The sequence below is a fragment of the Methylomonas sp. MgM2 genome, from assembly GCF_054172045.1.
In genome coordinates this window covers 1-21,186 of the sequence record NZ_JBSYXO010000031.1, presented here as the reverse complement: position 1 = coordinate 21,186, position 21,186 = coordinate 1, and the positions used below count along the sequence as shown (strand labels likewise).

General features: G+C 51.1%; 19 protein-coding genes and 1 other RNA gene. 12 read left to right on the top strand and 8 right to left on the bottom strand.

Annotation, left to right across the window (positions count from 1 at the left end; all coding sequences use genetic code 11):
- Positions 1 to 2: 2 nt before the first annotated feature.
- Positions 3 to 1,106: a hypothetical protein gene (locus tag ACW73I_RS18240; protein ID WP_458030865.1), complete on the top strand. Its 1,104-nt coding sequence runs from the start codon at positions 3 to 5 to the stop codon at positions 1,104 to 1,106.
- A gap of 60 nt (positions 1,107 to 1,166) precedes the next feature.
- Here the strand turns inward: ACW73I_RS18240 and ACW73I_RS18235 are convergent, their stop codons facing one another.
- Positions 1,167 to 1,931, bottom strand: a complete 765-nt coding sequence (locus tag ACW73I_RS18235) for a YkgJ family cysteine cluster protein (protein ID WP_458030864.1) — start codon at positions 1,929 to 1,931, stop codon at positions 1,167 to 1,169.
- A gap of 698 nt (positions 1,932 to 2,629) precedes the next feature.
- Between ACW73I_RS18235 and glgB the strand changes: the two genes are divergently transcribed.
- On the top strand, positions 2,630 to 6,154 hold the full coding sequence (glgB, locus tag ACW73I_RS18230; RefSeq protein WP_458030863.1) for a 1,4-alpha-glucan branching protein GlgB: 3,525 nt from the start codon (positions 2,630 to 2,632) through the stop codon (positions 6,152 to 6,154).
- Position 6,155: 1 nt separating this feature from the next.
- Here glgB and ACW73I_RS18225 read toward each other — a convergent pair whose 3' ends face one another.
- Positions 6,156 to 6,803 carry a helix-turn-helix transcriptional regulator gene (locus ACW73I_RS18225; RefSeq protein WP_458030862.1) on the bottom strand — a complete coding sequence of 216 codons (648 nt, stop codon included), beginning with the start codon at positions 6,801 to 6,803 and terminating at the stop codon, positions 6,156 to 6,158.
- A 170-nt stretch (positions 6,804 to 6,973) separates the two neighbouring features.
- Between ACW73I_RS18225 and ACW73I_RS18220 the strand changes: the two genes are divergently transcribed.
- Together ACW73I_RS18220 and ACW73I_RS18215 are read left to right on the top strand one after the other, a co-directional pair.
- Positions 6,974 to 7,354, top strand: coding sequence for a group I truncated hemoglobin (locus ACW73I_RS18220; RefSeq protein ID WP_458030861.1), 381 nt, complete (start codon positions 6,974 to 6,976; stop codon positions 7,352 to 7,354).
- Between the two features lie 14 nt (positions 7,355 to 7,368).
- A complete protein-coding gene (locus tag ACW73I_RS18215) occupies positions 7,369 to 8,355 on the top strand; it encodes a 2Fe-2S iron-sulfur cluster-binding protein (protein WP_458030860.1) in 987 nt (328 codons plus the stop codon).
- Here the strand turns inward: ACW73I_RS18215 and ACW73I_RS18210 are convergent.
- The gene (locus tag ACW73I_RS18210; protein WP_458030859.1) at positions 8,328 to 9,260 is read right to left on the bottom strand and encodes a LysR family transcriptional regulator; all 933 of its coding nucleotides are present in this window, start codon (positions 9,258 to 9,260) and stop codon (positions 8,328 to 8,330) included. The genes ACW73I_RS18215 and ACW73I_RS18210 overlap by 28 nt on opposite strands.
- A 92-nt stretch (positions 9,261 to 9,352) precedes the next feature.
- Between ACW73I_RS18210 and ACW73I_RS18205 the strand changes: the two genes are divergently transcribed.
- From ACW73I_RS18205 to ssrA, 7 genes are all read left to right on the top strand, one after another.
- Entirely contained in the window at positions 9,353 to 10,240 is an 888-nt protein-coding gene (locus ACW73I_RS18205; protein ID WP_458030858.1) for a hypothetical protein, read from the top strand.
- The gene (locus ACW73I_RS18200) at positions 10,237 to 11,817 is read left to right on the top strand and encodes a DHA2 family efflux MFS transporter permease subunit (RefSeq protein ID WP_458030857.1); all 1,581 of its coding nucleotides are present in this window, start codon (positions 10,237 to 10,239) and stop codon (positions 11,815 to 11,817) included. Before ACW73I_RS18205 ends, ACW73I_RS18200 begins: the two co-directional genes overlap by 4 nt.
- Positions 11,817 to 13,268, top strand: a complete 1,452-nt coding sequence (locus ACW73I_RS18195; protein WP_458030856.1) for an efflux transporter outer membrane subunit — start codon at positions 11,817 to 11,819, stop codon at positions 13,266 to 13,268. The genes ACW73I_RS18200 and ACW73I_RS18195 overlap by 1 nt, the downstream gene beginning before the upstream one ends.
- An 8-nt stretch (positions 13,269 to 13,276) precedes the next feature.
- The gene (locus ACW73I_RS18190) at positions 13,277 to 14,434 is read left to right on the top strand and encodes an efflux RND transporter periplasmic adaptor subunit (protein WP_458030855.1); all 1,158 of its coding nucleotides are present in this window, start codon (positions 13,277 to 13,279) and stop codon (positions 14,432 to 14,434) included.
- A gap of 143 nt (positions 14,435 to 14,577) precedes the next feature.
- On the top strand, positions 14,578 to 14,748 hold the full coding sequence (locus ACW73I_RS18185) for a hypothetical protein (protein ID WP_458030854.1): 171 nt from the start codon (positions 14,578 to 14,580) through the stop codon (positions 14,746 to 14,748).
- Between the two features lie 137 nt (positions 14,749 to 14,885).
- Entirely contained in the window at positions 14,886 to 15,317 is a 432-nt protein-coding gene (locus ACW73I_RS18180; RefSeq protein WP_458030853.1) for a hypothetical protein, read from the top strand.
- A 45-nt stretch (positions 15,318 to 15,362) separates the two neighbouring features.
- Positions 15,363 to 15,741: a transfer-messenger RNA gene (ssrA, locus tag ACW73I_RS18175) on the top strand.
- A 329-nt stretch (positions 15,742 to 16,070) separates the two neighbouring features.
- Here the strand turns inward: ssrA and ACW73I_RS18170 are convergent.
- The 4 genes from ACW73I_RS18170 to amoC form a co-directional block, all read right to left on the bottom strand.
- Positions 16,071 to 16,469 (bottom strand): hypothetical protein, encoded by a 399-nt coding sequence (locus ACW73I_RS18170; RefSeq protein WP_458030852.1) that lies wholly within the window; start codon positions 16,467 to 16,469, stop codon positions 16,071 to 16,073.
- 166 nt (positions 16,470 to 16,635) lie between these two features.
- The gene (gene amoB, locus ACW73I_RS18165; protein WP_458030851.1) at positions 16,636 to 17,880 is read right to left on the bottom strand and encodes a bacterial ammonia monooxygenase, subunit AmoB; all 1,245 of its coding nucleotides are present in this window, start codon (positions 17,878 to 17,880) and stop codon (positions 16,636 to 16,638) included.
- 102 nt (positions 17,881 to 17,982) lie between these two features.
- The gene (gene amoA, locus ACW73I_RS18160) at positions 17,983 to 18,732 is read right to left on the bottom strand and encodes a bacterial ammonia monooxygenase, subunit AmoA (protein ID WP_458030850.1); all 750 of its coding nucleotides are present in this window, start codon (positions 18,730 to 18,732) and stop codon (positions 17,983 to 17,985) included.
- A 110-nt stretch (positions 18,733 to 18,842) separates the two neighbouring features.
- On the bottom strand, positions 18,843 to 19,595 hold the full coding sequence (gene amoC / locus ACW73I_RS18155; RefSeq protein ID WP_458030849.1) for a bacterial ammonia monooxygenase, subunit AmoC: 753 nt from the start codon (positions 19,593 to 19,595) through the stop codon (positions 18,843 to 18,845).
- A 287-nt stretch (positions 19,596 to 19,882) separates the two neighbouring features.
- On the opposite strand from amoC, the gene ACW73I_RS18150 reads away from it, so the two are divergent.
- Complete coding sequence (locus ACW73I_RS18150; protein ID WP_458030848.1) at positions 19,883 to 20,320, top strand: hypothetical protein; 438 nt, start codon at positions 19,883 to 19,885, stop codon at positions 20,318 to 20,320.
- Positions 20,321 to 20,733: 413 nt separating this feature from the next.
- On the opposite strand, the gene ACW73I_RS18145 is transcribed toward ACW73I_RS18150, so the two are convergent.
- On the bottom strand, positions 20,734 to 20,997 hold the full coding sequence (locus ACW73I_RS18145) for a transposase (protein WP_458030847.1): 264 nt from the start codon (positions 20,995 to 20,997) through the stop codon (positions 20,734 to 20,736).
- Positions 20,998 to 21,186: the final 189 nt, after the last annotated feature.

The window sequence follows — 21,186 nt, the reverse complement described above, 5'->3', positions numbered from 1 at the left end:
CTATGAAACTACTTCGTCCCTTCATTTTTGCCATCAGCGCGCTATTGCCCGCCGGCGCCTTAGCGCGAGAAGTCGCCGTACCGGTGCCGTTGGATTACCGGCTCATTCAAAATGTATTGGTCAACGAACTATTTACCGGCGAAGGGCAAACTGCGCAATTATGGCAAGACGGAAAACGCTGTAGCTATCTTGACTTATCCGACCCGAAAATCAGCGGCGTGAACGGGCAAGTAAAAATCGACAACACCGTGCATGCGAAGTTTGGCGCAAAAATGGGCGGCAAGTGCATGGCGCTGATTAAATGGAACGGCATTCTTGAAACCCTGCAAAAACCAACCTTGGATAAGACCGGCAATGTGCTGAGTTTTCCGGTAACCCAGACCAATGCCTTCGACCGCAACGGGCAAGCTTTAAATATCGCGCAGTTGCAAGACTTGTTGCAAAAGGTAGTCGCCCCCCGTTTAGCCGAATTGAAAATCGACCTAAACAAATCGCGCGACGACATCGTCAAAACGCTTTTGCCCTATGTGCCGGCGGAAAATACCGAACAACTACACGATTCGGTCGACAGCCTGCGTTTTAATTCGGTTAAGGCCGACGCCCAGGCTATCCTATTAAATTTGGGCTTTACGGCCGATCTGAAAAAACCGAATAACAAAATTGCCGAACCTTTCAGCAGCAGCGAGTTAGACCGGTGGCATACGATCTGGCAAAGCTGGCAAACTTCGCTGGACAAAGCCATTAACCAAGCAACGCTTGACGGCGAATTGGCGCAAAGCCGCAATACTTTGCACGGCGTACTCGAAAAAGCCGGCATCGCGTTTGAGAAGGGTTTGACCGGGGAATACGACGAAAACGACGATCCGGTCCGAGCCTTTATCAACCAATCCTGGGACGAACTAGCGCCCTTATTGCGCACCGTGTCCCAACAACTGCCCGGTGCGGAAGGTTTGCGCTATCTGACCTTGATCGCAGCCACCGATTTGATGTACGAGCTCGAATCCATCGGTTCACCGTTCGGCTTGGAAATCTCCGCCAACGGCTTGCGAAAAATTGCCCGTAGTTACATCAACCACCAGGCCGGCCAAAGCCGGGAGCAGTCATAGTTTTTGCGTCAGGCACCGAGTCGGCGCGCAAAAGCAGGTCACGGGGCCGACCATTGCCGACTAATTTAAATTACTTGGTTCGGCGTCATAATGTGCCGAATCGATAAGCTTAATCTGATCGAAGTGATGCGCCATTTCGGTCTGGCTGACGTCGGCTATCCTCGCCTGTATGAACACGTCATGACCGGCCATCCAACCGGCCAGACAACTCTCGTCATCCAGCGCAATAGCCAGCGCTTGATTCAATTCGTAAATTCCCCAAGCATAACCGGCATCGCGTAGCGCGGATAGTAAAGCATTTTGGATTAAGCCGCGAAATATCCGGTGAGGTTCGGAAATGGGAATACTGTTTATACGGCCGCGCGCCGCATCGACGCAGGCTTGTCGGTCGTAACACGCGTGACCGCGACAGGCCAAAGGACGAACCGGATAAATCATGCATGCGCCCTGCTCGATAAAAGGGCAGCGCCGCCGCAGCCGAACCCGCTGTTCTTCGTTCAATCCGCACGTTACCTGATTGGCTTTTTTCAGCCGTTTGACCAGATTGAGTTTGCGGTCCGGAAATTCGCTCCAGCGCAGGAAACGATCGATTAACAGCACTTCGGGCGCGGTCGCAGTGACTCGCAAGGTGCAGCAAGTGGCGCAGCCCTTACCGCAGGCAATCCGGGGATAGCCCTCGGCCTCCATCTCGACATTGCCGTCGAAACTGCTAAACGCTTGCGACAATACGCCATCAATCATGTCGCTTCGGCCTTTACGACTGCTCAAGGTTTCGCCGAAACCAGCCGCTTGCGCAACGAAAAAATCTATCGTGTCTATCTTCATGCTCTGCTCGCTGTTAGTGATCTAACCGGAGTCGGGAACCCTTCCATGGGGGCTTGACGGCAGCGTCCTTGCCGCCGACATCCTCGCTCGGTACCTCCTCAGTGACTATTGCCATATCGGGAAGTTATTTTGGACGATATCCTAAGAGGCCCATTTCCGGTAAAGCCTTGACAACCGATACCCCACATTGAATACAGCCCTGGTTTGGCCGCCGCTCTCCAGTCTGCCGGTCTGCGGCTGATTATACCTTAATTCGGACAGGGTTATTGCCCGCGTTCGGAATCGGCAATACGCCCTAACGCCTCGAAACGCGTTCGACGAGTCCATCAGAACGGAATGGTTATTTTTTTGCCGGCTACAAAAACGGATTGCACTTATCTATAGCCATTTTCAAATTCGCTTGCACGGACGGCTTTAGATGTGCAAATCGACCGTGAAAGCTCCTTTTCACTGGGTTAGACCTCCTTTCGAAAACGCTCGAGAGCGGACTCTTTCGCCATCGTCGATTCCGTAAATAGTTAATTACCGGTTGATTGGATAATGGCTATCTTCTTCCATGCAGACCGGCGAACAAAATCGGTTAGAATTGACGCCAACTAAAATCGGCTGAACGTGGTTAAGCCTTTCGCGGTCCGTCAATGGTTAAGGCGCCATGACCATTGATCGACGGTTTTAACACACCAACGGGCACGATATTTATGAACGATGACTTGATAAAAATCGTTGAATTGCGCCATGAAAGACCGTTTGACGTACTCGGTCCTCAGCGTACGAACAATCGTCGCGAACCGTTTATCATACGCGTCTTCATTCCTCGGGCGGCGGAAATCAGCATTTTCGTCAAGCGCCCCGTCAAAAAGTGCGTCAAAATGGATAAGCTTCACCCGGAAGGCCTTTTCGTCGCGCAAGTGCCGGGTACCGAAAATTGCGAAGGACTGGATTATGTTTTAAGAATAGCCGACGCCAACGAACGTCAAGCGACGGTCTGCGACCCTTATAATTTTGCGGTCGCCGATCTCGATGCCGATGAAGAGAAAAGCTTTCGGAACGGCAAGCACCACCGTTTGTTCGAACGTTGCGGCGCGCATGTGGAAACCAGAAATTCCGTTAGCGGCGTGCGTTTTGGCGTTTGGGCGCCCCATGCACAGCGGGTTTCGGTCGTGGGCAATTTCAACGCTTGGGACGGCCGCCAACATACCATGCAAAAAATCAGCCCTATCGGATTGTGGGCGTTGTTTATTCCGGGTGCCAAGCCAGGGGATTATTATAAATTCGAGATCAGAACGGCGGCGGACGAGGTTTTTCTAAAGACCGATCCTTTTGCTTTTCGCGTCGAGAACACGCCCGAAGCAGCAGCCATCGTTTGCAATCCCGCTCGAACACATTGCCGGCACGATAGCGGCTCGCAACAAGCTCGGCATTCACAGGACATTGCGGTTTTTCGGCTTTCTCCCCCGAATCGACAAACCGCTCTAGATGTGTTTAATCTATCCGAACCGGTATTGAAGAACTTGGGCAAGCAAGGCTATAGCCACTTGCAGATCCCCATGTTCACTGATCCTGCAAGCGACATGGCCTTCTTTTTTACGCCAAGCCTTCGTGCCGGATCACCGCAACAATTCCAAGCATTGATCGACCGCTGTCATCGCTACGGACTCGGCGTTATTCTGGACGTCATACCCCCGTTCTTGCCGGAGGTACCGAAAAACCTGGTCTATTTTGATGGCGCCCCTTTGTACGAGCGGCAAGAAAAAGACACCGAGGCTCGGGGCTTTTATTTCGCGACAGATCAATCGAGCGTTAAAAATTATTTACTTTCTTACATTCTGTTCTGGCTGGAAATTTATCATATCGACGGTTTCCGCATAAAAAACGACGATTTCGAACTGTATCGAGACTTGATAACGGCTTGCAGCAACGAAAACCCCGGAATTTTATGGTTGGTGCATACGCCTGAAATGCCGCTTAGCTTAAATAAAGAAACGCTAAACTGCCTGTTTCAACGCCGCAATATCAGCAATCCCCATGCGATACTGGGACTGCACCGGGATCCGGCAAAAAAGCGAGCGTCCATACGGGCCATACGTCCCAAGGCGTCGTGCGGCTACGTTTATTTTCCGGAACAATCAAGCGTGTTCTATGAAATGGAACGGCTGGGCGGAGAAAATCTGTGGCAAGCCATCGTACCGTATGCCATGGCCGATAAAAGCTATCGGCTGCATTTTTTGCAAAACGACGGACGGCATGACGATTTGATTGATACTTATGCAATCGATGTATCTTATATAAGCGACCGGGACAGGAAGTTATTCGCAGAAGGCAACCACTATGAAATTTACCGGATATTAGGCGCGCATCCGCGATCGTACCGGGAAATAACCGGGGTCAATTTCGCCGTATGGGCGCCCAACGCCGCGGCAATCAGTGTGCTCGGCGACTTCAATGCTTGGAACGGCGAAGGCCATCCGATGAAATTGCATGCCCGATCGGGCATCTGGGAACTGTTTGTACCGGAGCTCGGAGAAGGCGAGCATTATCAATTCGAGATTTTTCCGCGACACGGAGCTGCGTTTTTTAAGTCGGATCCCTACGCTTTTTATGCGGAAACCGCGCCGGCCACTAAAAGCGTGGTTTATGCCATCGACAATACCTATCAATGGCACGACGATGAATGGCTACGGCAACGGCGCCGTACTAATGTTTGGCGCACACCGATCACGATCTATGAGGTGCATTTAGCTTCTTGGCGGCGGGGTGCGGACGGCAGCCTGATGAATTACGTCCGGATCGGCGAAAAATTGATACCGTACGTTAAACAGATGGGCTTCACCCACATCGAAATTCTACCGATTGCCGAACATCCTTACGAACCGTCATGGGGCTATCAGGTATCGAATTTTTATGCGCCGACCTCGCGTCTCGGCAAGCCCGAGGAATTGATGTCGTTGGTCGACCTATGCCACCAAAACGGTATCGGCGTGCTGCTGGACTGGGTCGCCGGACACTTTCCCAAGGACGCGCATGCGCTGGCCAAGTTCGACGGCAGTCATTTGTACGAGCACGAAGATCCGCGGAAAGGCGAACATAAAGACTGGGGTACGTTGATCTTCAATTACGGCCGCCACGAAGCCGAAAACTTTCTGATCGCCAACGCCTTGTTCTGGTTGGAGCATTATCATTTCGACGGCCTCAGAGTCGATGCGGTCGCCTCGATGCTGTATCTGAATTATTCGCGCAAGGATGGAGAATGGATACCGAATATATACGGCGGCAACGAAAACCTTGAAGCGATCGAATTCCTGAAACATACCAATTTTATCGTGCACGGCCGTTTCCCCGGCGTGATGATGATCGCGGAAGAATCGACCGCGTGGGCCGGCGTATCGCGCCCGACCGACGCCGGCGGCCTCGGTTTCGGTTTTAAATGGAACATGGGCTGGATGCACGACATTCTCTGCTACCTGCAGACTCCGCCCGAATTCCGGCAATATCACCACCATCGCTTGAGTTTCATTTTTCACTACGCCTTCGAAGAAAATTTCATTTTGTCATTGTCGCATGACGAAGTCGTGCACTTGAAAGGATCGCTGTATACCAAGATGCCGGGTAATGAATGGGAGAAATTCGCCAATCTGCGCTTGTTGTTCTTCTTTATGTTTACCCATCCCGGCAAAAAACTGAATTTCATGGGCGCGGAATTCGGACAACAGCGGGAGTGGAGCGAATCCTCCGAGCTGCAATGGCCATTGCTGGAAAACGACATGAACCGGCGCCTACAGTCATATTTTAAGACCTTGAACCTGCTGTATCGTAGCGAAGCGGTCTTGTACGAAATGGACTGCCGGCCGGCGGGCTTTTCCTGGATCGATTCAAGCAACGACCGGCAAAGTATCATCGTATTCATGCGCAAAGCCAAGGACCCACGCATCGCTTTGATCGCCGTCATCAATTTTTCGGCGATATCCCGCTTCAATTACCGTATCGGCGTTCCATTCCCGGCACCTCACACGGAAATATTCAACAGCAACGACGCGGAGTACGGCGGACTCAGCCGGAGCCGGCTTGGAAATCGTTACGCCATCGAAGATATCCCTTGGCATGGGCAGGAATTCTCGCTACGAATCGACAAACTGCCCGCCTTCGCCGCTCTGCTGCTGAAACCGGAAACGCCCGATTTGATTACGTCCGGCTATTCCAATAGCTTGCCCGGAGCAGGGGAATAGCTTATCGCCCCGTCCGAAAACGGCAATTGCAGTCGTGTTTTGCCATACATGAAGTTTGTTCGATTGGACTATCCAGCAAAGTGGAAATCAGCGCCTGATCAAACTTGCAAAGTTCGGGATGTTTTTGCGCCAGATCGTGATAGACACAATTAACCGCTTTGATGCCGTTAGCGTCTCCGTCTTGTTCGAGTTCGGCGTGATAACCCAATTTTTGCATTAAATCGACCAACGCGGTCAGCTTTTGCTGTTGGGTTTTATGCTGGAATTGCGGTGCTAAAGACTGAGCTAATTTCACACCCATATTCCACATCATTTTTTCCAATGCATCCTCGCTCATGTTCGCGGCCAACTCGTTTAACAGCAAATTGCAGAACCAGGCATATTGCTTGGGGAAGCGATTGATTCCACTTTCGGTTAGATTGTAACTGCGCGCCGGCCGGCCGCCGGTACTGTTTAAGGCGGCTTCCCTTACCAGTTGTTGTTTTTCCAATACCACCAAATGCTGCTTAACCGCATTTCTGGAGATATTCAGTTTGAACGCCATTTCATCAATACTAAGCCCTTCCGGCGCGTTCAATAACAAAGTCAATATTTGTTCTTGGCGTGAACCGGCTTGAGTATTCATGACGGACGAAAGCGCAGTAATCATAGGGAGTTGGCGTTGAATCTAACGGCTAAAGTATAGCACATACAAAGCATGGAAGCTTAACATAAATTAATTTTATCATATTTATATTGCAAAAGTGATTTTTATCCCCTATTCTATTCTCGCCTTAAGGCTTTTATTCGTATCGTCACACCATACCGGAGAATTTAATCATGACCGAAACCAACACCACACTTTACGAACAACTGGGCGGAGAACCGGCCGTCAGCGCAGCGGTCGAAATCTTTTATCGCAAGGTTCTGGAAGATTACCGAATCAACCGGTTTTTCGATAACAAAGATATGGAGCAGCAACTCGCCAAACAAAAAGCTTTTTTCACGATGGCATTCGGCGGTCCTAATAACTATACGGGCCGGGATATGCGCCAGGCTCATGCTCACTTGGTGCAAAAACTAGGCTTGGACGACTCCCATTTCGACGCGGTCATGGAACATTTAGGCGCCACCCTACAGGAATTGAACGTACCGCAAGAGCTTATCGCTCAAGCCGCCGCGATCGCCGAAGGCGCGCGGGACGATGTGTTGAATCGCTGAAGGAGACCGGGAGGATGTCGTCAAAAACCATCACTATCGGCGAACGCCAAATCGAAAGCCGGCAGGGAGAATCGTTGTTGGACAGTTTACTGCGAGAACGGGTCGACATCCCCCATGCCTGCCGGGAGGGCGCTTGTCAAAGCTGTATGGTTCGTAGCCTAGAGGGGCCACCTCCGGTTGCGGCCCAGAAGGGTTTAAAAGATGTGCTTCAACATCAAAACTACTTTCTGGCCTGCTTGTGCCTGCCGCACGAAGATATGACGATCAGCATCGGTTCGGCGGCGTCCAGCTTTACCGACGCGACCGTGGTCAGTAAAGAATTACTCAACCCGGAAATCCTAATGCTTACGATAGAGCTTGCCGAGCCCATGGACTATTACGCGGGTCAGTTCGTCAACCTGAGGCGCGCCGATGGATTGACGCGCAGTTATTCCATTGCCAATAACCGGATTCATGCGCATACGCTGAGCTTTCACATCCGCCGCCTTGCGGGCGGTCAATTTAGCGAGTGGGCTCATCAAGAGTTGGAAGTCGGCGATCGCATCGAGGTCTCCGATCCGCAAGGAAGTTGCTATTACCTGCCGAGCAACCCGGAACAGAACATACTGTTGATCGGCACGGGCAGCGGTTTGGCGCCGCTGGCCGGCATAATCGAGGAAGCCTTGCATCACGGTCACGGCGGCGAGATTCACCTTTACCATGGCAGCCGGGAAATGGACGGTTTGTACTGGATAGACGAAATGCGAAAGCTTGAGCGACAATACAGCAACTTTCATTACACTCCGTGCGTATCCAGCGGCGAAACGCCGAGCGGGATTGCTCCCGGCCGGGCTAATAAGATCGCGCTGGCGGAATTATCCAATTTACGGGATTGGCGAGTTTATCTCTGCGGCCATCCCGGCATGGTGCAACAAACCAAACGCGACGCTTTTCTAAAGGGCGCCAGCTTTCAGAACATTTATAGCGATGCCTTTCATGTCGCTTCGTCCACGCTGGATTGATCTGCCGCTAGCCCGTAACTTTTTTGTCGTTCGATCGCGGCCAGGGCCCGCAGGCGTTCCAAAAGAGGTTCCAATACCGCGGGATCGCCTTCGCGCTGCGAAACCATATAGGCAGGCAGCGCGAAGCGGGCGCTGTCCGACACGTAAAACAACTTGCCGGAGGCCAGCCACGGCTCAGCCAGCCGGATCGGCAGATAGCAGGAACCGCCGTTGCACAACACCAGTTGCACCGCCAGCCAGCCGATATTCACCAGTTGTGCCGGCCGTTCCAAGCTAGGGTAGCTATTGCTGTGCTGAGCATAGAACCCAGGTCCCCAGTCCACATAGATGTAGTCGTCATTCGGCCACGGCCGGCTCGGGTCGCTGGTCAACAGCACCAGAATCTCGTCGAATAAATGCTCGACCCGTAAGCCGGGATTATGCTGCGGCGTATACATCATGCCGATATCGATGCTGCCTTCGACCAAACCGCGCATCAAATCCTCCTCGAAACCGATATCGCTACGAATCGAAATATCCGGCATGTCTTTGCGAATTTCGCCTATCCACCGCGGCAGCAAGGATTCCCATAAGGCGATCCTGGCTCCTATGGTGACGCTGGCACGAAACCGGCTCGGCAAACCGATTTCGTGCCGGGCTTGTTCCAAGGTCAGCAGCAAAGATTTCGCGTGCCGCAAAAAACGCTTGCCGGCCAAGGTCAAACTGGCGCCGGCGCGGTTGCGGATGAACAACTGCACGCCTAAATAGGCTTCCAAGCGCTGTATGCGCACGCTGACCGTCGATTGGGTCACGTATAAACGATTGGCGGCCTCTAGAAAGCTGCCGTTGGCGGCGACACTGAGAAATGTCTTGATTTGGTCGATGTCCATGCTTTTAGTATCGGTAATGTCGATATTAAAGTCCAATAAATATCGTTTGTCTTATATAAATGTCGTGTCTATAGTGAATCGCTATCAGGTTTTCGCACCTTTGAGCACCCCAATATAGGAGAACCGATATGAACAAGATCGCATACTCGCCAACTCCGGTCGATCTACGCCACTGTTCTATTTCCGTAACTCAAGCCATAAAAAAAACGGTATGGATTGTTTTGATTACCGGCATGCTGTGCAGTTGCGGAGCGCCGGCGATCAAGGCCTCGAACGCGGAGTTGGACAAACTGGAATCGGTGCTGGTGGTCGCCGTGGAGGCGCCGCCTCTGGAAATCGCACCCGATCCGGTTGAAAGCAGGATTCCGGCCTACGGACATTTTCGAAACATGGCCATAGCGGTCGATCTGGAAAAGCGTCTGTACCGAAAACCGTCCGGCATCCTGATCGCCGGGCTGGTCGACGGAGACGAACTCAGAACCCTCGACGCTAGCCTGCAAGCGCCGTCACCGGGCGCAATCGGCGCCGCCTGGACGCCCACAAGGGCCCTTGCCGAAATAGCCCATGAGACTCTTTCGAGGCATTGGATTCATAGCGCCTTAAGTCGAAACTACCGTCCGTTGCCCTTGACCGAGGCCGAGCGCAACGCCGAGTTAAGTCACTGGCAATTTGCCATCCAAGACTGGTACGCACTCGAAGGCGTTACGGCGGATTATGCCGGACTGCGTGGTTTCGACGCGGTATTGGAAGTCGGTGTCGCCAAGTACCGGATCTTCGAAGGCCAGTTATCGCTGGCAGTGATGTTGAAATTGATCAACCCGAACACCGGTCGGCTCATAGCCCGCACTCGCGTAGACGCTTTCGAAACCGACGGCCGGGCGCTGCGCTCCTTGGCAACGGACGGCGAAATATTCAGACAGCGCATCGCCGACCTGGGCGAAAACTTGTTAAACCAAGCGTTCGACCGGCTTGGCTGGCGCTTGGAACCCATGACTTATCCGTTAAGCCGGCGATGAGCCTCATCTACTCCAAGCGTCTGCGCGGCTGGCGTTTCTTGTTGTTCAATTTCTGCCTCGGCGCCAGCCATGCGCTGGTGATTTTCAATGCGGGCGCCTATATCGCCATGCTGCCCCGCATCGCCGGCGGCCTAGGGATACCGCTGAGTTTCGCGGCATGGAGCCAAACCGACTACATGACCGGATTGGCATTGGCTTTTCCGGTGGGCAGCTGGCTATCCCGCCGGGTCGGCGAATACCGGCCTTTCGTCGCCGCATTTGTGATATACGCATTTGCATCCTTGTTGTGCGCCTGTTCGACCGCGTTCTATCCGTATTTGGCCGGCCGTATTTTATTGGGGTTTGCCGGGGGCTTGAGCCTGCCTTTGGGGCAATCCCTTTTAGTCAAGGAATATCCGGACAAACGCAAATCGATCGGTATCGGGGTTTGGAGCATTTTTACATTGACCCCATTCACATTGGGACCGCCGCTGGGCGGCTGGATAGCCGACACCTTGGGCTGGCGTTGGTTATTCTGGTTCAATATTCCGGTCGCTCTGGCGGTTGCGGGCTGCGTCGGCGCCTTGCTTTATTCGCGCGGTAGTCTATCGATTCGGCATCGCTTCGATGGCGTCGGCTTTACGCTGGCCGGGCTGGGCTTGTTTGGCTTTCAGGCCTTGCTCAACCAAGGCAACGATTGGGATTGGACCAACTCCGCTTATATCAGTTGCCTGATCGTATTCATCATTATCACGCTGCTGAGCTGGATCATTTGGGAGTTAGGCGTGCGCCATCCGTTTCTGGACGTTCGTCTTTTCGCCGGCCGCAATTTCACGATAGGCGTGATTGCGCTTTTCTTCGGATTCCTTATGTTTCAAGGCCTGTTGTCGATGCTGATCGTACAAGTACAGGTCACGCTGGGATACTCCTCGTTACTGGCAGGCCTGATCTTTCTGCCTATGGCCATCTTCGCCAAACCCATGGCCGGCGTATTCCATGAAATCGTCAAGCGCTGCGATGCCCGCCTGCTGGCCAGCGCCAATCTGCTGGGTTTTTCCGTGGTTTATTTCTGGCTGAGCCGCTTCGACGATCCGGACAGCTATGCCCAATTGTTCTGGGTCAAATTATTCGAAGGCATTTGTCTGGGCAGTTTTTTCGTACCGCTGACCGCCTTGCTGTTGCATGGGCTGCCGCCGGAACGGCAATGGCGCGCGTTGGAATTGGCCAATCTGATGCGCATCGCCGCCGGCGCCATCGGCATCTCGTTGCAAGCGATCGTGCTTTATCGGCGCACGCCGCTGCATTTCATCCGTTTCGCCGAAAACCATTCGTCTGTTGTCGAGCCGGAAATGGCCGTCGTACAAAACCTGGTCGAGGTCGGCTTCAGTCAACCGGCCGCGCTTGCCAAGTTCGTCAAATTGACCAGCCGTGCCGAGATCATTCGCAGTATGAACGATGCCTATTGGATGGCCGCTTGCGCATTTCTTGCGCTGGCGGCCCTAGTCTGGTTCGCTCATCCGACCCGCGCGCCGGTCAAAATTACACCGCGAGAGGAACTGGGTCGCGAGGCGCGGGAAACCATGGCGGAGACGGTTTGATGAGCGATATCACACGTCCGCTCAAGCGACTCGCCATCGCATCGATTTTGCTGACCACCAGTGCTTGCGCTTGGTTTGGCGAAGATAGCCAACGCGCTGAAATGATGGCTTTGCCTAAAATCGACAAAACCTTGGCCTCGGCGCAGGCGACAGTCAACCAATGGCCTAGTCAAAACTGGTGGACGCAATTTGCCGACCCGGCGTTAGACACGCTGATAAGCACTGCCATCGCCGACAACCCTGACATTAAGGTGGCCGAAGCCAGGTTGCGCCAATCTCAAGCCATGGTCGACGCCGAAGGGGCGGACTTGTATCCGACGATAGACGCCAATGTCAGCTTCAGCGCGCAGCGCTATTCCGCCAACAGCGTGCAAGCCAAATTCGCCGGCCAGCATTTCCGGCAACTGCTGATCAATCCATTCATATTGCGTTACCACCTGGATTTTTGGGGGCGGGACCAGGCGGCTTTGCAAGGCGCGGTAAACCGATCGCTGGCGGCCGCAGCTGAATTGGCGGATGCCCAATTGTTGCTGGCGGCCGAGGTAGCCGGCGCCTATTTCGACTTGCAGGCCGCAACCGAAAGATTGGCCCTGGCGGAACGCATCGTCGCCGACCGAGTCGCGCTGGAAGCCTTGTACCGCACCCGGCTCACGACCGGTCTCAGCGGCGACGCGCCGCTGCTGCAAGCCGAATCGGCGCTACATGCCGCGAAACAATTGAAAGTGAGCCTGGAATCCGGGATCGAATTGCTCAAACATCGGCTGGCGGCATTGGCCGGCAAAGGTGCCGATTGGGGACAAGACATTCCGGTCGGAACGCAAGAATTACGGTTTCCGCCGCCCTTGCCCGGGGACCTGCCTTTACACCTGTTGTCCAGACGCCCCGACCTGAGCGCCGCGCGTTTGCAAGCGGAGGCGGCAGCCGAAGAAATCGATGTGGCGGAAGCCGAATTTTACCCCGACATTAATTTGATCGCCTTTACCGGCCTGCATAGCGCCAGCCTAACCGACATCCTTTTACAAGGCTCCAGCCTGGCCTATGCGGTCGGCCCGTCGATTGAACTACCGATATTTCAAGGCGGCCGCTTGCGCGCCAATCTCAGTCACAGCCAAGCGGCGTACGATGCGGCGGTCGAACGCTATAACGCCAGCTTGGTACATGCGATACGGGAAGTGGCCGACGCATTAAGCCGCTGGCGCGAATTTGAACTTCGGCTAGCGGAACAGCGCGAGATCTTGACAGCGGCCCAATCCAAACACCGACTTGGCAACAGCTTAGTCAAAACCGGGCTAGCGGACCAAAGCGCTCTTTTGCAAACCCGCATCGACGAGAACCGCGAACGCCTGCTACTGGCGACATTAAGCGCTGAAATGCGCAAGGCTTCGGTCGCGATCATCAAGTCGCTGGGAGGCGGATACGATGATGCGATGATAGCCAGCCAAACCCAATAAGATTGTCTATGCCGCACAAGATACGCCCACGAGAAATCATCCGTCAACGCAACCGTCGCTTAAAATTACTGGCGATGGCCTTTGTGTTGGCCGGTTTGGGAGCCTTGCTGCATTGGTGGCTGAATCATAGAGACTGGATCGGCACCGACGACGCTTTTGTCGCCGGTCATCTGATTCCATTGAAGGCGCAAGCCGGCGGCACCGTGATAGAGGTGTTGGCGGAAAATACCCAGTATGTCCAAAAAGGCGACGTACTGGTCAAGCTGGACGGCGCACATGCCTTGATTGCCTTTCAGCAGGCCAAGGCCGAATTGGCGGAGTCCGTGCGCAATGTTGCTAGTCTGCAAGCTAAAGTCGAAACCTTGAAACAACGCATGCTTGCCAAACAGGCCGCTGTCACTCAAATACGTCACGATCTCGAACGACTGTCGATCGCGGCCATGGATGGCGCGGCTTCGGCGCAACAGGTACAAAATGCCCAAGATAAAATCGCGGAACTCGAAGCCTCGATACGGGCGACTAGGTCCGAACAACGCGGCGTTATCGCCTTGTTACGTAATTCCAGCGTCGAAAATCATCCATCGGTGGAAAAAGCCAAAAGCCGGCTGCGAAAAGCTTTTCTGGATTATGAGCGCCGTAATATTGTGGCTCCGGTGTCCGGCTATGTCGGCAAACGTAAGGTTCAGATCGGCGACAATCTGACAGCGGGTACGCCATTAATGGTGATCGTGCCGCTGGATCAAGTCTGGGTGGAAGCCAATTTCCTCGAAACCCAGGTCGCCGAAATCCGGCTCGGCCAATCGGCGGAAATTCGCGTCGACGCATACGCCGAAGAGCGCTGCTACCACGGCTGGGTTCAAGGCATTAATCCCGCCACCGGCAGCAGTTTCGCGCTTCTTCCCACCGACAATACCACCGGCAATTTCATCCATATCGCCGAACGCCTGCAAGTTCGCATAGCGCTAGATGCGGACGAGTTACGCCTCTATCCGCTGCAGCCGGGTTTATCGACCTTCACCCGCGTGCATATAGGCGACGATGACGTTGAAACCTTCGCGGCTAAACTGGAATTAAACCACGAAGCCTACCATACGGACATTTATGATCACGAAATGGACGGCGCGGAGGCGATCATCCAAGCCATCATTGCCAACAACAGCGCTTAATTTTGCCGACGCAACACCTATTCAAACCACCGCGGCATGTGGATTTGGCCAAGCATCTTATATTTTTTGAGGAACAAAAACTTGACGAATTAAAAATCGATTCACTACTATATCGATTCGATTTTTATTTGCCGAGAACTATTATGCTTATCAAGGCCATACTACCGCTCGCCGGATTGTCACTCATTCAATCTTCCGTTTTTGCCGAACAAGCCGCCAATATCGCTCGCGCGGATGAAATTGGAACCACCTTATTGGTAAATTTATTGATCATCGCTGTTTATACACTGTACTGGCTCAAGCAAAAAGCCTAAATCCAGCCTCTAATCGTTTTCGCGGTTTGACGCCATATATCATCGCTAAATCCCTCGGCTCGGTGTTTTCATTGGAAGACTAAGCGGATCACTCTGGTATAGTGGCTGCATTAACGCTTCATCTACTAACGTGCTGAATGAAACGATTCCACGGCCTGGAAAAATTCCGCCCATCTCGACCCGGAATACTGAAAGTCGCCGATCTGGCCGATTGGCTTTTGAAGGACCTACAGGCCTGCCAATGCCGAATTTACGGTTGCATCGGCGATGACGACAAGGTTCTACTAGCAACACTGGAACTGTTGGCGGATACATTGGTCTATGAGATGTTCGATCAACGGATAGACTTCATCGTTTCCGGCCCTATCCATCGCAACGACTGCGTGCCGCTGACCTATCGTTTGCAAGGCCGAAATTTTGCGATGACGGGGCGATGTTCCATGATAGCTAGAGTCTGCGGGGTCGATTTGTACCTGCAAGCCAGCTATACGGGAATCGTGGGCGATATGGCGCGACAAAAGTTTTCGATCGCGCTCAAGCCGTTGTTAAAACAGACAAAACCGGGATGAATAATTCTGACAATTTTTCTGAAATTAGATAGAATGACCTTACTTGGGGGCGACTTGGCTTCGACGTGGGTAGCAAAACCTCAGGTGCATGCCGAGCACAGTACAGCTCGTAAAACCTACTGAAAAAAAGTATTCGCAAACGACGAAAACTACTCAGTGGCTTTAGCAGCTTAAAACCTGCACCACTTCTCTGACCGGATGTGCTTATGCGTCCGGAGCTCCTTCGGGGGCGTTCAGGGATCATATTACATAAGATCGCGCCAAGGCTTAGTCCGGAGCCAAAAGCGCAAAATCCAATCGGAATCGCTGTTGATCTTCTTGGCCCGACGGGTAGTCAACAGTTAAATAAAAAGCGCGGGATAAGCATGTAGAGCTTGTGGCGGAGTGCTTGCGGACGCGGGTTCAATTCCCGCCGCCTCCACCACCAAGATTAAGAACGAGAGCTAAGCTCTCGTTTTTTTTGACTTTAAACAAAATATTTCCTTGCTGGATTCAGTCAATCCACAAAGAGGGCCACAAAACGGGCCTCATGACTGAGCAAGGCGACCATGAAACAACCGACTTTTTTATCCGCGGCATCTGCTTTTTTCAAGCGAGAACTCCCAAACGATTCGCAATTCTCCAACCCGGAGATCAAACGATCACTCAATCCGTCGTATCGAACGATGCAACCGTCAATGGACGCCGTCTTTTATGCTAAGGGGTGACTCTGCACCGGCGTAACTTGGCCACAATATAGCCAAAGACATTATTTTATTTCATTGTTTCTTCTTCACTCGTTACCAAGCCCGACACACACTCTACTACGCTTTCAGCATAGTTTGCATGCGCGTCCGCTAGTGCTTTGGCTGAACCAAAAGAATCCCGCAACTCGTCTAACGTCTTTCTCGGGTCACTTGTATCATACAGCCTCAACATCGTTGTGTAGTTTTTATAGGCTTCACGACGACTTGGATCTATTGCCACCAGCCCTGGCATTTTTTTTGATGAAGTTTCAACGACGCAATTAACCATGATCGTTGGCTCAATATTGTAATCCTTAATATCTTGATCCTTTTCCATCTGCTCAAGAACGGCTTTTTCATATTCCGCTTTTTCGGTACACCCAGCCACGAATAGCGTCGGGATCAAAATCAGTAAAACTTTTTTCATTGTTATTTCGCTACTTTTGCTTTTGATTCAAATCAAATAACGTTAATGAGGGAATCCGTATGTGACGTTACAGTCTTACACTTGACATAAAGTAAAAAACCCCCGTTACCTTACGGTAACGGGGGCTTTATTATTGCTCTAAGATGTTATTCTTAGAATACTCTCATTAGATGAAAGTTGGGATTAATGGAGCGTCAACAGTTACCAATTGACGGTTGCCATTTTCGTCCCAGAAGAACAACAGACCAGCGAAACGGCTATCTGGGTCATAGATCAAGTCAGCAAGACGATATACTTCCCAAGCAGCGTCAGAAGCTGTAACTTCAACAGTACGGGTCTCACCTGGAGCCAGTGGGCTGTTGTCGCTAACAGTCAAACCTTCTTCAGCCAACAAGTCATCTGGATAAGCGGTATCATCTTCATGAACAGCAGGATCCAAGAAGCGAACGCCAGCGGTGTTGAACTCGCCCAAACGTACAGCAGAGTCACCGTTGTTGGTGATGGTCAAGGTCATTTGCATCGCACGACCTGGTACACGGTATGTAGCGTCATCAACTTTTACTGAAACTGTTTGTTCAGGCATTTGATAAGTTTTCATACCACGCAACAAACCTGCTTGCAATGGAGTGGTTACAGGGTATTTTTCGTTGGTTGCGCCCATAGAAGCAGCAACGATAACTAAAGTACCAACACCGAAGATCATAGCAACTTTTTTATCGCCAGCAGAGATCAGAGTGTCAGCTTTACCGGTGCTAACAGCGATGTGACGTGGAACGAAAATTGGACGTTTGATCCAGAACAGCAACCAAGCGAAAGCAATCGCAAACCAAACCGCATGCCAGAAATAAACGTTATCCAACGCGTAGGTTTCCAGGTCGATTGTTTGACCAGTCAAAGTAGTAACTGGGTTAACAAACTCGCTCATAGAACCAGTAATGGTTACCCATTTACCTGGACCGATGATAGGACCACCGCCTTCAACGTTCATCATAGAATGAACATGCCAGTCACCAGGACGACGTGCTTTCAACAGTACTTTGAACTCATAGGTTTCGCCCAGTTCCAAAGATACCGAACGAGGAACCAATTGACCACCAATCCAAGAACCAGCACGAATAAATACTGGACCGGGGATACCGACGTTCAAGAAAGACACTTCTGGTTTGTCAACAGTTTCCGGCCATCCTGCGAATACCAGGAATTTGCCTGAAATGGTCATAGTTCCATTGACAGGAACTTCTTCTTTAGACCAGTTCAAGTCAAACCAGTGAATAGTACGCATACGCATGAACGCAGCCTGTGACTTTTCACCATGAGCAGATGCTGATGGAGCATAGAACATCGCTGCTGTCATAGTAACCAGCAGTGCGACAAAGGACAGTTTTGCAACTTTGTCTTTAATTAATTTCATGTTTCCTCCTCTATTACTAGAGAACTTGTAATTAAGATCTTCTGGCAAGGTGTTATTACTGCTTTTATTGCCAGTCGTCATTATTCAACCAAAAACTTCGAATTAAGAAGCGTCGTCAGCGATGAAGTCGGTTTTTGCGAACCAACGGCCGAAGAAGTGCCACAAGAAGTAAATGATGATAGAAACGAATCCAGAGAAGAACGCTGATACAGGAGCAACGTCTTTACCGAAAGTTCTCAATGTACCTTTCTCAACCATACGGATGTATTCAGGTGTACCGGTACGTACATAGTGGTAACCTTGCAAGTCAGCCAATGTCATCATCATGCCGTTGTATTCAACAGGAACGTGCAGAGGAGCAATGATTGGCCAGTTGCCTGGGTAGAACAACAAACCGTAAGCCAAACCACCAACAACAGCTGTCAGAGTCATGCTGTTACCCAGCATCAGAACGACGTCAAGAACGATCGCACCTGGAAGCAGGTTAGATGGGAAGCAAATGTTAACTGGGAAGTAAGTCCAACCCCAGAAGTTCATATAACGGTTGATCCACTCACCGATCATCAGAGCAACAACAGAAATAGTTGCACCGATCGGCAGACGGTATCTCCACCACAAGCAGGCTTGAACAGCCGCGGGGAATGTAATAGAAACAATAGGTGCCACGGTTACCCATAGGCGTCTATCTTTCCAGTCGGTCCAGAAGTCCCAGTCGCCACCAGTCAACATGTAGTGAATATGGTAACCGCCTAGAACTGCTGTAAACAGTGTAAAAAGAATCATCCAGTCGAACGCACGGGAAACTTGAACCGCTTCCGCACGAGAACGTACAGCTGATTGAGATGCGCTCATTAGCTTACCTCCTAAAGAATTAAAATTATTTTTTTTCACTTTCCCTTATCTTGCCCCACCTAAGCGAGGCAAGAAAGGAGATAGTATTTTACTTTTATCGACCTAAGCTATTATGCCAAGTCTTTTTTCAGCAATTTGGTAATTGCCATTACTTCGGTGTTCACAACACCCATGATGGCCAGAGCAGCCCAACCAAAGAATACGAAACCGTAGTGCAATGGAGCAACGAACAACTCTTCCATAAACCAGAATGTGTGACCCCATTCATTCAAACCAACGTTTGGCAGAATCATGAATGGACCGATAACTGCAACCAAATACATCAGGTGCAAACCTTCATGATAGGTTGGCAGTCTGGTTTTTGCGTACATAAATGCAGCTGTACCAGTGATGATGTAAATTGGGTATGACAGGTAAAATTCGATGATGTGACTTGGAGTAAAGTCAGTATCACGAACGATAGTTTGATGCCAAGTACCGTCTTGCTCTGTGAAGTAAGAAGCACCCCAGTAGATAGCCCAGCCGTAGCACACCAACCAAACCCAGTGATGGAAGTGACGACGCAGTTCTTCACGTGGAGTGATTGACATGACTTTACGATCACGAGTTTTCCAGAGGTAACCGTTGATACCAGCAAACAGTAACACTTCGAGTACAATCTCGATGTACAACATGTTCATCCAGTATGTTTCAAACTCTGGAGCGAAAGAATCCAGACCAGCTGACCAGCCGTAGACACCTTCATACCAACGAATGAAAGAATAGAAAACCAGATACAGCAAGATGCCCAAAGTCAGGTTTCTTTTGTTTAAAAGCGGTGCTTCCGCAGCATCAGCCTTAACTGATTCAGTTGTAGCAGCCATTTCTACCTCCTAAAAGATTTTCAAAATCCCCGGAAATCCGGGAGTTCGTTATTAATCCCTGTTACTACGGGCCATAATGGCATATAACCCCCTCTCATCCCTGATGAGTGCTTGGCAGTCTACCAGTTCGACATCCCTTGTCAAGACAATATTTCGAATTTTCATGGCGACCATATTTTAAGACTCAATCAGCCCCATTTATCTAAATAACGCACCCGATTTTTTTTTGTTAGAATTCTCACCAAGTTAGCTTTAACGATTACAACAACACCCCACACAATGAGCTTATGAACAAAAAAAAAATTATTCTGTTCGCAGTTTGCCTAGCCGGCTTGCTTGCGCTTCAAATTAAAATTTTCATGCCATGGATGTATGAAATTGCCGCGTCCGATTTATTTTTAGTCGATAGCAAAGACGAAGCCAATCCGATGTCGATCTCAAACGACATGACAGCGATTGCGTTTTCCCATTGCAACAGCTTCATCAGCAGCAAAATCGACTCTGAAAACACTCTATCCTTTTCTAACCAACCAACCAATGCATGGAGCATAGGAAACTATGAATACATTATTAATGCAGAGGTTGATATAGCTTCAAAAGACTCGTCAAGCACGATTTATCAATATGTATGTCGTATTCAATATGAAAACGGAGACGACATTTCGGGCATCAATAATATCGAAAACTGGTCAATTGAAGGGGTGACCGGCATTCCAGGACTTTAAACCCAAAACTGCGGGCATTGATCGCTCCAAATACCTGCGACCAATGCCTTTACACAACAACCGCTCAGTCATTCAAACTGCTCGGCTTAACTTAATATCATTGCAGATCAACATAACCGACTTAGTTTCTTTGTTCGATATCCGTGAGAATTCGAGCATCAACAGGTAAAGGAGTATAAATCACTGTAGTTTTTGAGCTACAACTCAAACAAAAAACCGACCACGTGATTGCACAAATCTCACTAGGAGCCTGTCGGAGAATAAACATGCCCGGCTGAATTTGTGGGGCCGGCAGGCAAACGAAGTTAGCGGCGCGGCTCAGACAATATATTTCGGGGCTGCACACAGCAAAAAGCGGTCCGGCCTGATCGCCATGCGACATAAACCGGGGATATTTTGACGCTCATGTCGGCCTATCCGGCCGCCAACACGTGCATTCGTTTCAGATTGTAGGTCAGGACGACCAGTTTCCATTCGCCGGAAGTCGCTTGCAGGCCACGCAACAAGAATTGTCGAAAGCCCATGATCTGTTTGATGACGCCAGATACCGGCTCTACGGTGCATTTACGCTGTCCGTAGCGGCCACGACCCTGTTTGGTTTTCAAGGTATGCGCCATTTGTACGACCGGATCGTCGCTTTGCGGCGCGGGCGCATCGGGCGCGAGTCGTACTACCAAAGACCGATGGTGGGCCTCACGACCGAGCGATCAGCGGCGTGATGTCGCGGTCGTCGCAGACATTGACGTTGCTTTGGCTGAAGTAACCGTTATCGGCCGGCAAGGTATCGGGCTTGCCCGAATCGTTTTCCGGTTTGGCTATTTCGTCCAACATCGACTCGACTTGCTGCTTATCGTTGCTGTCCTGCG